Source organism: Plantactinospora sp. B24E8 (assembly GCF_039871735.1).
GTDB lineage: Bacteria > Actinomycetota > Actinomycetes > Mycobacteriales > Micromonosporaceae > Plantactinospora.
The window spans coordinates 1-13840 of sequence record NZ_JBDPMH010000022.1 but is presented as its reverse complement, the minus strand read 5'-3'; the positions used below and the strand labels follow the sequence as shown (position 1 = coordinate 13840).

The 13840-nt window shown below is 71.5% G+C and carries 15 protein-coding genes; 4 read left to right on the top strand and 11 right to left on the bottom strand.

The features are described from left to right. Positions 1-35: 35 nt before the first annotated feature. From ABGB21_RS25500 to ABGB21_RS25480, 5 genes are read right to left on the bottom strand one after another with little or no spacing between them, the layout of a single operon-like run. Positions 36-941: a potassium-transporting ATPase subunit C gene (locus tag ABGB21_RS25500; RefSeq protein ID WP_347657381.1), complete on the bottom strand. Its 906-nt coding sequence runs from the start codon at positions 939-941 to the stop codon at positions 36-38. A gap of 17 nt (positions 942-958) precedes the next feature. Beyond that, entirely contained in the window at positions 959-3163 is a 2205-nt protein-coding gene (gene kdpB / locus ABGB21_RS25495; RefSeq protein ID WP_347679900.1) for a potassium-transporting ATPase subunit KdpB, read from the bottom strand. A gap of 44 nt (positions 3164-3207) precedes the next feature. Next, the gene (kdpA, locus tag ABGB21_RS25490; protein WP_347679898.1) at positions 3208-4863 is read right to left on the bottom strand and encodes a potassium-transporting ATPase subunit KdpA; all 1656 of its coding nucleotides are present in this window, start codon (positions 4861-4863) and stop codon (positions 3208-3210) included. Further along, positions 4864-4953: a K(+)-transporting ATPase subunit F gene (gene kdpF / locus ABGB21_RS25485; protein WP_347657341.1), complete on the bottom strand. Its 90-nt coding sequence runs from the start codon at positions 4951-4953 to the stop codon at positions 4864-4866. Then, the gene (locus ABGB21_RS25480; protein ID WP_347657340.1) at positions 4950-5090 is read right to left on the bottom strand and encodes a hypothetical protein; all 141 of its coding nucleotides are present in this window, start codon (positions 5088-5090) and stop codon (positions 4950-4952) included. The genes kdpF and ABGB21_RS25480 overlap by 4 nt, the downstream gene beginning before the upstream one ends. Before the next feature lie 228 nt (positions 5091-5318). Here ABGB21_RS25480 and ABGB21_RS25475 point away from each other — a divergent pair, with 228 nt between their 5' ends. Then, a complete protein-coding gene (locus ABGB21_RS25475) occupies positions 5319-5741 on the top strand; it encodes an OsmC family protein (RefSeq protein WP_347679896.1) in 423 nt (140 codons plus the stop codon). A 58-nt stretch (positions 5742-5799) separates the two neighbouring features. Here the strand turns inward: ABGB21_RS25475 and ABGB21_RS25470 are convergent, their stop codons facing one another. Beyond that, the gene (locus ABGB21_RS25470; protein ID WP_347679894.1) at positions 5800-6744 is read right to left on the bottom strand and encodes an endonuclease/exonuclease/phosphatase family protein; all 945 of its coding nucleotides are present in this window, start codon (positions 6742-6744) and stop codon (positions 5800-5802) included. A gap of 335 nt (positions 6745-7079) precedes the next feature. On the opposite strand from ABGB21_RS25470, the gene ABGB21_RS25465 reads away from it, so the two are divergent. Further along, complete coding sequence (locus ABGB21_RS25465) at positions 7080-7955, top strand: hypothetical protein (RefSeq protein WP_347679892.1); 876 nt, start codon at positions 7080-7082, stop codon at positions 7953-7955. Positions 7956-8013: 58 nt separating this feature from the next. Here the strand turns inward: ABGB21_RS25465 and ABGB21_RS25460 are convergent, their stop codons facing one another. The 3 genes from ABGB21_RS25460 to ABGB21_RS25450 all read right to left on the bottom strand — a co-directional run bounded on the left by ABGB21_RS25460 (position 8014) and on the right by ABGB21_RS25450 (position 9589). Then, positions 8014-8511 carry an ATPase gene (locus tag ABGB21_RS25460; RefSeq protein ID WP_347679890.1) on the bottom strand — a complete coding sequence of 166 codons (498 nt, stop codon included), beginning with the start codon at positions 8509-8511 and terminating at the stop codon, positions 8014-8016. Positions 8512-8683: 172 nt separating this feature from the next. Then, positions 8684-9130: a response regulator gene (locus tag ABGB21_RS25455; protein WP_347657335.1), complete on the bottom strand. Its 447-nt coding sequence runs from the start codon at positions 9128-9130 to the stop codon at positions 8684-8686. Between the two features lie 114 nt (positions 9131-9244). After that, on the bottom strand, positions 9245-9589 hold the full coding sequence (locus ABGB21_RS25450) for an STAS domain-containing protein (RefSeq protein ID WP_347657334.1): 345 nt from the start codon (positions 9587-9589) through the stop codon (positions 9245-9247). A 253-nt stretch (positions 9590-9842) separates the two neighbouring features. On the opposite strand from ABGB21_RS25450, the gene ABGB21_RS25445 reads away from it, so the two are divergent. Further along, positions 9843-10691 carry an aldo/keto reductase gene (locus ABGB21_RS25445; protein WP_347657333.1) on the top strand — a complete coding sequence of 283 codons (849 nt, stop codon included), beginning with the start codon at positions 9843-9845 and terminating at the stop codon, positions 10689-10691. A gap of 39 nt (positions 10692-10730) precedes the next feature. Here ABGB21_RS25445 and ABGB21_RS25440 read toward each other — a convergent pair whose 3' ends face one another. Further along, complete coding sequence (locus tag ABGB21_RS25440) at positions 10731-11051, bottom strand: hypothetical protein (protein WP_347657332.1); 321 nt, start codon at positions 11049-11051, stop codon at positions 10731-10733. Positions 11052-11269: 218 nt separating this feature from the next. On the opposite strand from ABGB21_RS25440, the gene ABGB21_RS25435 reads away from it, so the two are divergent. Continuing rightward, entirely contained in the window at positions 11270-12250 is a 981-nt protein-coding gene (locus ABGB21_RS25435; RefSeq protein ID WP_347679888.1) for a DUF2267 domain-containing protein, read from the top strand. 100 nt (positions 12251-12350) lie between these two features. Here ABGB21_RS25435 and ABGB21_RS25430 read toward each other — a convergent pair whose 3' ends face one another. Next, positions 12351-13649, bottom strand: coding sequence for an NAD(P)/FAD-dependent oxidoreductase (locus ABGB21_RS25430; protein WP_347657330.1), 1299 nt, complete (start codon positions 13647-13649; stop codon positions 12351-12353). Positions 13650-13840: the final 191 nt, after the last annotated feature.

The following is a 13840-nucleotide window of genomic DNA, read 5'->3' as shown; positions in this document are numbered from 1 at the left end:
TCCTGCCGCATCGTCCGGGACCGCCCACCGTCAACTCAGCCACCGACCGGCAGCTCACGGTCCAGGGCGAGGTTGAGCTCCAGCACGTTGACCCGGGGTTCGCCGAGGAAACCGAGGCCCCGGCCGCTGGTGTGCGCGTCGACGAGCCGCCGTACCGCCTCCGGGGTGGTGTGCCGTTCCCGGGCGACCCGGGCGACCTGGATCCGGGCGTACGCCGGGCTGATGTCCGGGTCGAGGCCGCTGCCGCTGGCGGCGACCGCGTCGGCCGGCACTGCGGGCCGGTCCGGTGCGTCCCCCCGGACCGGGGTGACCACGCCGCCGGAGTAGTCCTGGCCCGGCACCGCGCACTCCACCGCGACGCCGCCGAAGGTGGCGACGAACGGGGTGGCCGGGCAGGCCTGGTTGACGCTGACCGCCCGGGTCACCGGGCCGGTCAGGCCGTCGGCGTGGAAGACCCTCAGCACCGCACCGACCCCGTCCGGGGTGCAGAACGGCCGGCTGCCGTCGACGCCGTCCAGCTCACCGACCGCCTTGCTCCGGGCGCAGACCTGGGTGAGCAGGCTCTGGCTGCCCTCGTCGGGGTTTCCCTCCTCGTCGACCGCGCCGGGCACCGGCAGGGTGTCCTCCACGCTCTCCGGTCCGAGGTTGCTGGCCGAGGTGGAGGTGGGGTCGTAGCCGTCCCCGGCGGCCGAGGGGCGGGACTGGAAGTAGCGCGGGATCGGGTTGCCGTCCGGATCGGTGAAGAGCTGGCCGATCAGCCGGCTGCCGACCGGCGTGCCGTCGGCGGTGTGCACCAGCGAGCCCTCGGCCCGGTCGTTCAGGCCGGGCAACTGCCCGACCCCGACCATGACCAGCGGGTACGCCAGTCCGAGCAGCACCGTGAAGACCAGGACCGCACGGAACGCGGCCAGGTGTTGGGACAACCAACTTGGCAGGCGCAGGGCGCCGGAAGTGCGCATCACGAGATCCCTGGGATGAACTGGATGATGAGATCGATGGCTTTGATGCCGACGAACGGGGCGACGATGCCGCCGAGGCCGTACAGCCACAGGTTGCGGGTCAGCAGTCTGCTGGCGCTGCTCGGCCGGTACCGGACCCCACGCAGGGCGAGCGGGATCAGCGCCACGATGATGATCGCGTTGAAGATCACCGCGGCGAGGATCGCCGAGCCAGGACTGGACAGCCGCATGATGTTCAGGGCGTCCAGGCTCGGGTAGATCCCGGCGAACATGGCCGGGATGATCGCGAAGTACTTGGCGATGTCGTTGGCGATCGAGAACGTCGTCAACGCCCCCCGGGTGATCAGCAACTGCTTGCCGATCTCGACGATCTCGATCAGCTTCGTCGGGTCGGAGTCGAGGTCGACCATGTTGCCGGCCTCTTTGGCCGCCGTGGTGCCGGTGTTCATCGCCACCCCGACGTCGGCCTGGGCCAGCGCGGGTGCGTCGTTGGTACCGTCACCGGTCATCGCGACCAGGCGGCCGCCCTCCTGCTCCTTCTTGATCAGGGCGAGCTTGTCCTCCGGTGTCGCCTCGGCCAGGAAGTCGTCCACCCCGGCCTCGTCCGCGATGGCCTTGGCGGTCCGCGGGTTGTCACCGGTGATCATGACGGTCCGGATGCCCATCCGGCGCATCTCGTCGAACCGTTCCCGCATCCCCGACTTGACCACGTCCTTGAGGTGGATCACCCCGAGGGTGCGGGCCGGGGAACCGTCGACGTGTTCGGCCACCACCAGCGGGGTACCCCCGCCGCCGCTGATCCCGTCGACGATGTCGCCGACCTGGTCGGTCGGGTGACCGCCGTTGTCGCGTACCCACTTCATCACCGCCGCCGCGGCGCCCTTGCGGATCCGCCGGGTCGGCCCGCTGGCCCCGCCGTCGACTCCTGCGTCCGGGGTCAGGTCGATGCCGGACATCCGGGTCTGGGCGGTGAACGGTACGAAGGTCGCGTGCGGCATCAGGCCGGGCTCCCGTTCACGCAGCCCGTACGCGTTCTTCGCCAGCACCACCACCGAGCGCCCCTCGGGGGTCTCGTCGGCCAGGCTGGAGAGCTGGGCCGCGTCGGCGACCTCCTCGGCCGCCACCCCGTCCACCGGGACGAACTCGGCCGCCTGCCGGTTGCCCAGGGTGATCGTCCCGGTCTTGTCCAGCAGCAGGGTGTTGACGTCGCCGGCCGCCTCGACCGCCCGGCCGCTCATCGCCAGCACGTTGCGCTGGACGAGCCGGTCCATCCCGGCGATGCCGATCGCCGAGAGCAGCGCCCCGATGGTGGTCGGGATCAGGCAGACCAGCAGCGAGACCAGCACGATGCCGGTGACCCCGTGCGCGTTGATCGCGGTGGTGTCCGGCGCCGCCGCCTGGAACGCCTTCGAGAAGATCGCCAGCGGCTGCAGGGTGACCACCGCCATCAGGAAGATGATGGTGAGCGCGGCGAGCAGGATGTTCAGCGCGATCTCGTTCGGGGTCTTCTGCCGGTTCGCCCCCTCGACCAGGGCGATCATCCGGTCGACGAAACTCTGCCCCGGCTGCTGGGTGATCCGGACGACGATCCGGTCGGAGAGCACCCGGGTACCGCCGGTCACCGCGCTGCGGTCCCCGCCGGACTCCCGGATGACCGGGGCGGACTCGCCGGTGATCGCCGACTCGTCCACACTGGCGATCCCCTCGACGACGTCACCGTCGCCGGGGATGGTCTGCCCCGCCTCGACCAGTACGACGTCGCCGTGCCGCAGGTCGGTGGCGGCGACCGCCTCCTCGCGGTAGCCACCCGCCCGGGCCCCCGGCGACCAGCCGGTGAGCCGGGTCGCCACGGTGTCCCGTTTCGCCTGGCGCAGGGTCGCGGCCTGGGCCTTGCCCCGGCCCTCGGCGACCGCCTCGGCGAGGTTGGCGAAGACCACCGTCAGCCAGAGCCAGACGGTGACCGCCCAGGCGAAGACGGAGGGGTCGGCGATCGCCAGCACCGTGGTGAAGACCGCGCCGACCTCGACGATCAGCATCACCGGGTTACGCCACAGGGTCGCCGGGTTGAGTTTGCGTACCGCGTCCGGCAGCGAGCGGAGCAGCTGCCGGGGATCCAACAGCCCACCGCCGACCCGGCCACCGGAGCGGTGACCGGAGGACGGCAGCCCACCAGACGGGGCGGGCACCACCGGGCTGACAGTCATTGTCCCTTTCCTCATCATGTCGTGGAGAAATCCGCGCATCGGGCTCACAACCCTTCGGCCAGCGGGCCGAGGGCCAGGGCGGGCAGGAAGGTCAGCGCCACCAGGACCACCGTGACCCCGACGACCAGTCCGACGAAGAGCGGCCGGTGGGTGGGCAGGGTGCCCTCGGAGGCCGGCACCGGCTTCTGCCGGGCCAGCGCGCCGGCCAGGCCGAGCACGAAGATGATCGGCAGGAACCGACCGAGCAGCATGCAGAGCCCGAGGGCGGTGTCCCACCAGGGGGTGTTCACGGTGATGCCGGCGAAGGCCGAACCGTTGTTGTTGCTCGCCGAGGTGAAGGCGTAGAGCACCTCGCTGAGGCCGTGTGGCCCGACGTTCAGCGCCGTCGTGTTGTTGCCGGTCGCGAACGCCGCCGCGGTGCCGATCAGCACCAGCATCGGGGTGATCAGGAAGTAGAGCGAGGCGAACTTGATCTCCCGGGCACCGATCTTCTTGCCCAGGTACTCCGGCGTCCGGCCGACCATCAGGCCGGCCACGAAAACCGTGATCACGGCGAGGATGAGCAGGCCGTACAGGCCCGCGCCGACGCCACCCGGGGCCACCTCACCCAGCATCATGTTGACCAGCGGCATCATCCCGCCGAGCGGGGTGAACGAGTCGTGGAAGGAGTTGACCGCGCCGGTCGAGGTGAGGGTGGTGACCGCGGCGAAGCTCGCCGAGTTGGAGACCCCGAACCGGGCCTCCTTGCCCTCCATCGCCGCGCCGAGCGCCTGTGGCACGGTCCCGTCTCCGGTCAGCTCGAAGACGTTGGTCAGGGTGATGCTGGCGACGGCCAGGATCGCCATCACCGCCACGATCGCGTAGCCCTGCCGGTTCTGCCCGACCATCCGGCCGAAGACCCGGGGCAGGCTGAACGGGATCAGCAGGATCAGGAACATCTCGAACCAGTTGGTCCAGGTGGTCGGGTTCTCGAACGGGTGGGCGCTGTTGACGTTGTAGAAGCCGCCGCCGTTCGTCCCGAGTTCCTTGATCACCTCCTGGGAGGCGACCGGACCGCCGGTGAGGGTCTGGGTGCCCCCGGTCAGCGTGCTCACGTCGGTGCCGCCGGAAAGGTTCTGCACCACCCCGCCGACCATCAGGACGATCGCGCCGAGCACCGCGATCGGCAGCAGGATCCGCAGGATGATCCGGACCAGGTCCACCCAGAAGTTGCCGAGCTGCGTGGTCCGGCTGCGGGCGAAACCGCGGATCAGCGCCACCGCCACCGCGATGCCGACCGAGGCCGAGACGAAGTTCTGCACGGCCAGCCCGGCCATCTGGACCAGGTGCCCCATCGTCGACTCACCCGAGTACGCCTGCCAGTTCGTGTTCGTCACGAAGCTGACCGCGGCGTTCCAGGCGATGTGGTCGGTCACCGGGTCGAAGCCGAGGGAGAGCCAGAGTTTGTCCTGCAGCCGGAGGAAGGCGTACAGGAACAGTACCGAGACCAGGGAGAAGGCCAGCAGGCTGCGGGCGTACGTGCCCCAGGACTGCTCGGCCTCGGCGTCGACGCCGACCAGCTTGTAGATGCCCCGCTCGACCCGGGAGTGCCGGCGGCCGGAGACCACCCGGAACATGTAGTCGCCGAACGGCCGGTAGACCGCGGCGAGCACCACGGCGAGCGAGACGAGGAAGATGACGCCCGCGGTTGTCGTACTCATCTAGAAACGCTCCGGGAACAGGAGTGCACACAGCAGGAAGACGGCCAGGCCGACGGCGAGGACCAGGCCGATCAGGTTGACCAGGCTCACAGCCGCTCCACCGCCCTGGCGATCAGGGCGAGGACCGCGAACAGCCCCACCGTCAGCAGCACGAACACGACGTCGATCACGTCAACGTCCTCTCCAGCACACGCGTCCAGACGACCGTTATCGGCCGCCAGAACCATGAAAGCCCTGTTGGAGTCGGTAGGAGGCCGGTTCTGACACCCCGACTACAACGTCCACCCGGTTCTTGACGCCGCCTTGACGCGCCAACCTCGGGGCGCCCGTCCGAGGCGCGGCAACCTACCGGGGTCGCGGCCTCCCCGGGCGGTTTCGCCGGAAACCGGCCGATGTCCTGGGTTTGCCGACCAGGCCACCGGGTAGCCGCCCGGTGAGCCATACGGGGGTGTGCGATGCCGGAATCCGAGTCCTGGGTGCACGAGGCCACGGCGACCGCCGAGGGGGGTCATCTGCATACCGACGACGGGGAGCTGTCGACCACCCTGGCCTCGCCGTTGGCCCCGCACTGCACCGGGCTCGCGCCGGAACAGCTGCTCGCTGCGGCGTTCGCCTCCTGTCTGCACCACGCGGCGGTGGAAGCGGCGAACGGGATCACCGACGAGGCCCACACCGTGCAGGTGCGTGCCCAGGCACGGCTGGCCCGGGAACCCGACGGCCGGTACCGGGCCGACGTACGGGCCAGCATCGCGTCGGTCGGGCTGAACCGGGCGCAGCTGACCGACCTGGCCCACTACGCCGAACGGCTCTGGCCGTTCGCCAGTGACGACAACCGGCACACCCTCACCGTCGGCCCGGCGGAACCCGGCGCCCGCTGAGGGCAAGCCGTGACCGGCCGCCAGGCAGGTGGGGAGCCGCCAGACAGCAGCTGAGGGGTCAGCGGAAGCCCGCGGTGACCGCCCGGTGGTCGCTCGCCGGGGTCCGGACGACGTCGGCGGACGACGCGGTGAGGCCCCGGTAGAGCACGTGGTCCGGCCGGATCACCGGCAACGCCGCCGGCCAGGTGAAGCCCGGCCCCCGACCGGCGTCGGCCTGGGCGTCGTGCAGCAGATCGGTCAGCGGCGCGATCACCCGGTCGGTGGTGGCGGTGTTGAGGTCGCCCAGGACGATGAGCCGTTCGGCGTCGTCCCGGCGCAACTGGGCGGCGAGTGCGGTCACCGTACGGTCCCGGGTGTCGGTGTCGCCGGCCCGGGCGGAGCCGAGATGTACGACGTACACCACCACGTCCCCACCGGGCGCGGCGACCACGGCCCGCAGAGCGCGGGTCCAGGCCAGGCCGGTGTCCACCCCGACCTCGTCCCGGATCGGGAACCTGCTCCACAGTCCGACGGTGGAGACGGAGACCTGGTGGGGGTACCGGTCCCGGAGTGTTCCGCCGACCGCCCGGCGGCCGACCTCGTCCAGCTCCTGCAGGCCGATCAGGTCGACCCCGGTGGCGGCGATGGCGGCGACCGTACCGGCCGGATCGGGATTGCCGGCCCGTAGGTTCTGGCTCGCCACCCGCAGCCGCGCCGACCCGCCGTCGCCGGACGGCAGCCACGCCGTGCCGAAGAGCAGCGTCCAGACCACCGTCGGCACGATCAGGGCGATGAGACCGTTACGGGACCGGCGCAGCAACGCGGCCAATCCGAGCAGTGGGATCCCGAGGCCGAGGAAGGGCGCGCCGGTGTCGACCAGGCTGCCGAACCCCCGCACGTTCGGGATCAACCGGTGACCGATCAGCAACAGCGTCAGGACCGCGGTCGCGAGCAGGATCAGCGTGCCGCGGCGACGCCATCCCGGGTCCGTCGCGCCCGACGCCTTGATCTTGCCCTCGGTCACCGACAGCATCGTACCCAGGCTCGGCCAGGCAACACCGGGAGCCGACGGATCAGCACCGGACCGAGGCACCCCACCCGTTCGACCTCCCCCGTTCACCCGAGGGCGGGATGGCCCGAACACCGGGCTCAGCTGATCTTCAGCGACACCGTCACGCCAGGCGGCGTTTCCTGCCGGCCAGGACCGATCAGCCCGGCGATTCGGAAATACCGTACTTATCGCTTCTCGACCCGGCCCCGTCCGGCGCTCGGCGATTGCCCGGTTGACCAGGCAAAACTGTGGTACAGGCCACCGCCACAGGGGGTCCCATCCTCTCAGCGGTTTCCTAACCTCGGCGAGTGCCTCACAGGGAACATGCTGATCACGCATCGCAGAACGAGACGGAAGGTGGCCGTTCGGACGAGGCCACCTCAGCCGACCGGAAGGTGGGCCGGCACCGGGCGGAGAACCCGCGCCGGTCGGGCCGGGCCTGGCGCCGGCTGCGATCCGTACTCGGCTCCGGCCCGGTACGCTTCGGGTCGGTCGCCGCGCTCACCTGCTGCCTCGGCACCGTCGCCTTCGTCGAGTCGCGGGCGGCCGACACACCGGCGCCCCCGCCGGCCGCGCCGAACGTGCTCGCCGAGCGGCGGGCCGCCGCCGAGAACGAGGCGGCGTCCCGGGGCAACGAACGGGCGCCGTCCCCCACGCCGTCGGCCACCGGCAGCCCGTCACCCGGCCAGCCGACCGTCCGCCCGACCGCCGCCCGTACCCGGATGACCAAGGCGAAGCGGCAGACCCGGCCCAGCCCGGTCGCCGGTCTTACCCAGGCCCAGATGGACAACGCGCACGCCATCGTCCAGACCGGGGTACGGCTCAAGGTCCCGCGCCGGGGTCTGGTGGTCGCCATCGCCACCGCGATGCAGGAGAGCAACCTCTACAACCTGGCCAACACCGGGGTGCCGGAGTCGCTGAACTACCCGAACCAGGGAACGGGATACGACCACGACTCGGTCGGGCTGTTCCAGCAGCGCCCCAGCTCCGGTTGGGGCACGGTGGCCGACCTGATGCGTCCCGCGTACGCCGCCGAGCAGTTCTTCAAGGCGCTGCTCGCCATTCCCGGCTGGCAGGAGATGAGCGTGACCGGCGCGGCGCAGGCGGTACAGGTCTCCGCCTTCCCGGACGCGTACGCCCAGCACGAGACGCGGGCGACCACGGTGGTCGGCGCCCTGGTCTGAGCGGGCGCCGGCCGCCGACTGGTCGACGCGGGCCGGAGACGGCCCGGGGACGGTGGGGTCAGCGGCGGGAGTCCGGAGTGGACGTGACGGCGACCGGCGCGGCCCGCTCGGTGTCGGTTCCCGGTCGGGCCGTCAACGCGTCGGGGACCGCCCGCAGGATCTCGTCCGCCCGTTCGGCCCGGAGTCGGCGGGCCTGCAGGGCCGCCTCGAAGTCCCGTCGTGCCTGTACCGCCTCGGCGTAGACCCGGTCCCGCACCTGACGGGCCTCCTCACGGGCCGCGGCCAGGTCAGCCTGGGCCCGGGCCCGGATTTCGGCGGCCTCCCGCTCGGCGCCGCGCAACACCGCCTCCTGTGCGGTGGCCCGGTGCGCGGCCAGCAGATCGCCGAGGCGGACGAGTTCCGCCCGCGCCTGGGCGAGTTCCGGTCCGACGTTCGCGGCGGCGTCCGTCGGCGCCGCCAGCCGGGCCAGCCGCTCGCCCAACTCCTGTAGGCAGCGATCGATCTGGTCCTGGTTCCGCTCCTGGTCGTAGCCAACTTCCACGACGGAAGATTCCATGCTTAGCCCCCCGGCAGCTGATGACCCTTGCCACCTCTGAATCCTCGTCACCGGGGCACGTCGGCGGAGCCGATGCGGAAAAAATGCTCACCATTCGGACGGCGCGCGCGGATCGCCGGACAGCCGGCCACCGTCCGGACCCGACCGGCGGCGGGACGTCACCGCCCGCTGGTCAGCGGCGTTTGGGCAGCACCACGATCTGGCCGAAGAACTCGTCGATCCGCCGGACGACCTCGTTGAAGTCGTCGAGGTCGATGGGCTTGGTCACGTACGCGTTGGCCCGGAGGCTGTAGCTGCCGAGCACGTCGTTCTCCGCGTTCGACGTGGTCAGGACGACGATCGGGATCGTCCGGAGGTCCTCGTCGCCCTTGACCTCGGTGAGCACCTGCCGACCGTCCATCCGTGGCATGTTCAGGTCGAGCAGGATCACGTCGGGCCGGCTCGCCCCCGTGTGCCGGCCCACTCCACGCAGGAACTCCATCGCCTCCTCGCCGTCACCGACGACGTCGATGGTCTTGGGTATCCCCGACCCGGCGAGCGCTTCCTCGATCATCAGTACGTCACCCGGGTCGTCGTCCACGACCAGGATCCGTACCGGGTTCGGTGCGGCTGCACCCATGAGACACCTGCCTCCGGTCGGCGAGAGGGCGCACGGCGGCCGGTGGCGCCGTCTCCCGCGAGAGCTCGTCCGGCAATCTATCGACCGTCGGATCGGCGAGGGAACAGTAGCCGATCAGCGGTCGCCCGCAACCGCCGGGTTCTGCACGGTTTCGTCGTACCGGAGCAGGTCGGCCAGGCCGCTGATCCGCAGCACCCGGTCGACCCGACCGGTCGCCCCGGTCAGCCGGAGCCAGCCGCCGCGTTCCGTCGCGAGGTCGTCGCCCCGGACCAGGGCGGCGAGTCCACTGGAGTCACAGAACGCCAGGTCACCGAGATCCACCAGGACGTGCCGGTGCCCCTCGTCGAAGACCTGGTCGAGGGCGGCGTTCAGTTCCGGGGTGGTGCTGAGGTCGAGCTCACCGGCCAGTCGCACCCGCACATACCGTTCGTGTGACAGTTGACTCACGGAGAAAGCCACCGCCCGCTCCCTCCCGCGTACGCCCTCGCAGCTGACGGGCGGCCCATACTTGCAGTCAGACAAGTATAAGCATGCCCTAGATCGGCTCCAGCGGGCCCGGACACACCCGGCGCCCGCCACCGACCGTGCCGGTTCGTGCCGGAATCTGCTCGGCCGCCCCGGATCCGGGCCCCGGTTTGGTCCCGGAAGTCGGGGGAAGGCGCCACCGGTCGGCCACGACAACACCGGAGGTTCGACCAGGAAGAGGGCAGCCATGGCGGTACGGAGGATTCCGACGGTCACCCTGCCGTCCGGGGAGACGGTACCGGCGTTGGGTCAGGGCACCTGGGGCATGGCGGAGGATCCGGCTCGGCGGGACGACGAGATCGCCGCCCTGCGGGCCGGGGTCGACGCCGGCCTCACGGTCGTCGACACCGCCGAGGTGTACGCCGACGGCGGTGCCGAGGAACTGGTCCGTACGGCGCTCGGCGACCGCCGCGAGGAGATCTTCCTGGTCAGCAAGATCTCCTCTGAGCACGCCACCGCGATCGGGACCCTGGACGCCTGCCAGCGCAGCCTCGACCGACTCGGTACCGACCGAATCGACCTCTACCTGCTGCACCAGCGAGGGGACGCGCCGCTTCCGGAGACGGTCGAGGCGTTCACCACGCTGATGACCAGGGGGCTGATCCGGCACTGGGGAGTGAGCAACTTCGACGTACCGGACGTGGTCGAGTTGACCGGGATCCCCGGTGGGACCGCGGTCGAGACCGACCAGATCCCGTACAACCTCACCCGCCGGGGCATCGAGTGGGACCTGCTGCCCCGCTGTCGGGCGGCCGGGCTGCCGGTGATGGCGTACTCACCGCTCGAACGCGGGCGGATGCTCGACCATCCGGTGCTGGCCCGGGTGGCCGCCCGGCACGGCGCGACCCCCGGTCAGGTCGGCCTGGCCTGGCTGCTGCGGCAGGAGGGGGTCTGCACGATCACCAAGGCGAGTACGCCGCACCGGGTCCGGGAGAACCGGGCGGCCGTGGACCTGGACCTGACCGAGGACGACGTCGCCGAACTCGACGCCGCCTTCCCCCCGCCGGACGGCCCGCGCCCCCTCGAACTGCTCTGAGACCGCGGGCCCCGGTCGGGACCGGCCCCGATCGGCCGGTCAGGCGCCGGCCGTCGGTTCCAGCCGGGCCGGCCGCTTTGTCGGTTCGGCGCCGAGTTCCTCCGGCCGGGCGGCGTCCTCGGGCTCGCCGTTCTCCGGTGGCTGGAACAGGTACCGGACGAAGTCGCCGCCCGACTCGTTCTCGTCCGCGCCGGGCCACTGCCCGACCGAGTCGACCCCGACAACCTCCCGGCTGCCGTGGTCGCTCTCCTCCAGCAGCGCCCAGACCGACACCGGGTACGACCGGGTCGTGTCCGGGTCGAGGCGCCAGCGGGCGTACCAGCCCGGTCGGGCGGGCACGATCTCGACGATCCTCTTCATGGTGACCTTCCCTCCGGTACCTCGGAAGTGCCACGAGCTGTCCCGATCATCGGCGCGACCGGGGTGAGCCCTCCTCACCCCACCGAGATGAGCGGACGCCGGCCGCCGGCGGCGGGCGTTTCGCCGATGCCGCCACGGGAAGGCGAACCGGACCGGTCCGGCCGCGATGCGCCGCCGGCCTGGTCCGATGGTCGCGACACGCGGAGCGAGGCGAGGTCATGGGAAAGCAGATGGAGGGTGACAACCAGCGGCGCCGGGCGTTGGCCAGACAGGCCCGCCAACGGGGCCGTCGACCGAGTGAGGTCGGCGCCACCCTCGGTGCCGACAAACAGCTCGAAAGCCTGGACCGGGGCCGGCGCAGCGGTCCACCACCGTCGGGTGCCCGCAAGCCGAGCACCGAGCGGGGTGGCCCAACCACGCCGCCGCCGGCTCCGGCGGAGCGCCCGATGCCGCTGCCCGACGAACCGGCGACCGCCGGGCCCGGGGTCGCCGTCATCACCTACCGGGACCTGGTCTCGGACGTCGGGCGCCGGGCCGGTGTCGACTTCGACCAGGCTCGGACGGCGGCCGAGGCCACGGTGACCGCGCTCGCCCTGGCCCTGGACGTCGCCGACCGGCAACGTCTGCTCGACGCGGTACCCGGGCAGCTCTGCGACGAGGGGTCGCTGGAGTCCGGAAACCGGCGCCGGGACCTCGCCGGTTTCCTCGACGAGGTCGCCCGGCTCAGCCGACGCACCCCCGAGCAGGCCCGATACCAGGCCCAGGCGACGTTGAGCGCCCTCGCCGAGCAGGACCGGGCGCTGGTCGAGTCGCTGGACCTGCCGGAGGATCTCCGGGACCTGCTCGGCCCACCGAACGCCGGGGGCGGCCTGGTCGACCCCAGCGGCGCCACCGCCGGCCTGACCGAGGACGAGCTGCGGGACGCGTTGGCCACACTGCCGTACTGGTCGGGGGACCGGAGCCGGCTGACCCGCACCATCGAACTGCCGGCGGAGAACCTCGACCGGGTACTCGGTCGGCTGGCCCGGCTGCGACCGGAGACCGGTCGGGGCCCGAGCATCGGGCGTCAGTCGCCGGACAGCGCCGTGATCACCGTCCGGACCCGGGCACTGGACGCGGTGACCGCGCTCGACGTCGACCTGGCGCACCAGATCGACGACGCGATCGACGAGGTCGCCGCCGGAATGGCCTCCTCCTGACCGGGCCTGCTCCTGGCCCGGCCAGCCAGCACCCTCGCCGCCCGCCCACCGGGACAGACCCGGTGGGCGGGCGGTGCGCCGTGGCACCACCCCGGGCTGCCTAGCGCCGGACTGGCAGTTCGGGGGTGGAACTCTCCAGCGGCACCGCGTTGGCCGGCACCAGCCCGAGCTGTACGGCCTGCCGGGTCAACGCCGCGTCGAGCAACCAGTCCGCGCTCACCCGGGCCCGGTTGCCCGGCATCGCCAACAGGTGGTAGCCGCGGGTGACCGCCTTGGCCGGCAGCCCGGCCAGCGGCACGTGCAGCGGGTTCGCCGCCGCGTCGGTCCCGCCCAGGTCGACGACAAAACCCAGGTCGTGATGCCGGTACGGACGCCGTCTGCCCTGCCCGTAGGAGGCGGCGACGTTGTGCGCGGCGAGTTTGCCCTGCCGCTCGGCGTGCTGCGCGGTCATCGCGGTCAGCTGTCCGGGTCGGGTCAGGTCCGGTACGGCGGCCGCGTCACCGCAGGCGAAGATCTCCGGGAAGCCGGGCACGTTGAGGAACTCGTCGACCACGAGTCGCCCCTTCTCGGTCTGCAGACCGAGGTCGGCCACCAACGGATCGGGGCGCACGCCGACGCACCAGATCAGGGAGCGGGTCGGGAGGTACTGGCCGTCGCTGAGGCGTACCCCCTCGGCGGTCGCCTCGGCGACGGTGCAGCCCATCCGGACGTCGACCCCCCGGCCGTCCAGCACCCGACGGGCGGTGTCGGACATCCGCTGGTCCAACTCGGGCAGGACCCGCTCGGCGATGTCGAGCAGCAGCCACCGTGGGCGTACCCCGAGCCGGGGGTGCTGGGCGGCGAGCGCGTCGGTGAAGAGCTGGCCGTGCGCGGCGACCTCGGTGCCGGTGTAGCCGGCGCCGACGACGACGAAGGTGGTGCGGGCGTCCCGTTCCGCCGGGTCGTCGGTCGCCTCGGCCAGTTCGATCTGGCTGACCACGTGGTCGTGCAGGTACAGCGCCTCCGGCAGGCCCCGGAACCCGTGCGCGTGCTCGGTGACCCCGGGGATCGGCAGTAGTTTGTTGACACTGCCGACGGCGAGGATCAGCCGGTCGTAGTGGAGCTCACCGGGATCGCCCTCGGCGCCGGTGTAGTCGACCCGGCGGTCCTTCAGGTCGACGTGGTTCGCCTCGCCGATGACGATCCGCACTCCGGGCAGCGTGCCGGCCAGCGAGACCGAGATCCGGCTGGGCTCGAGGATCCCGGCGGCGACCTCCGGCAGCAGCGGGAGGTAGAGGAAAAAATCGGTCGGGTTCAGCAGCATGATCTCGGCCTGTCCCCGGGCGATCCGGGACAGGTTCTTCGCCGCGTGGTAGCCGGCGAAGCCGGCCCCGACGATGACAACGCGCGGTTTTGTCATGCCGCCGCCGTTTCCCGGTGACAAGCCGGGCAAACCTCGGCTTGGCCGTGAGCAGCCACGACGGGTTCGGCAGACGCAAACCGGTCGAGCCGAGACATCCAGGGCGTTGACAGTCCTGCCGCACATTGATGACCATGACGCATGGCCATCCATGACCCTCAGGGCGATGGGCCCACGAGGCCCAGCCGCCG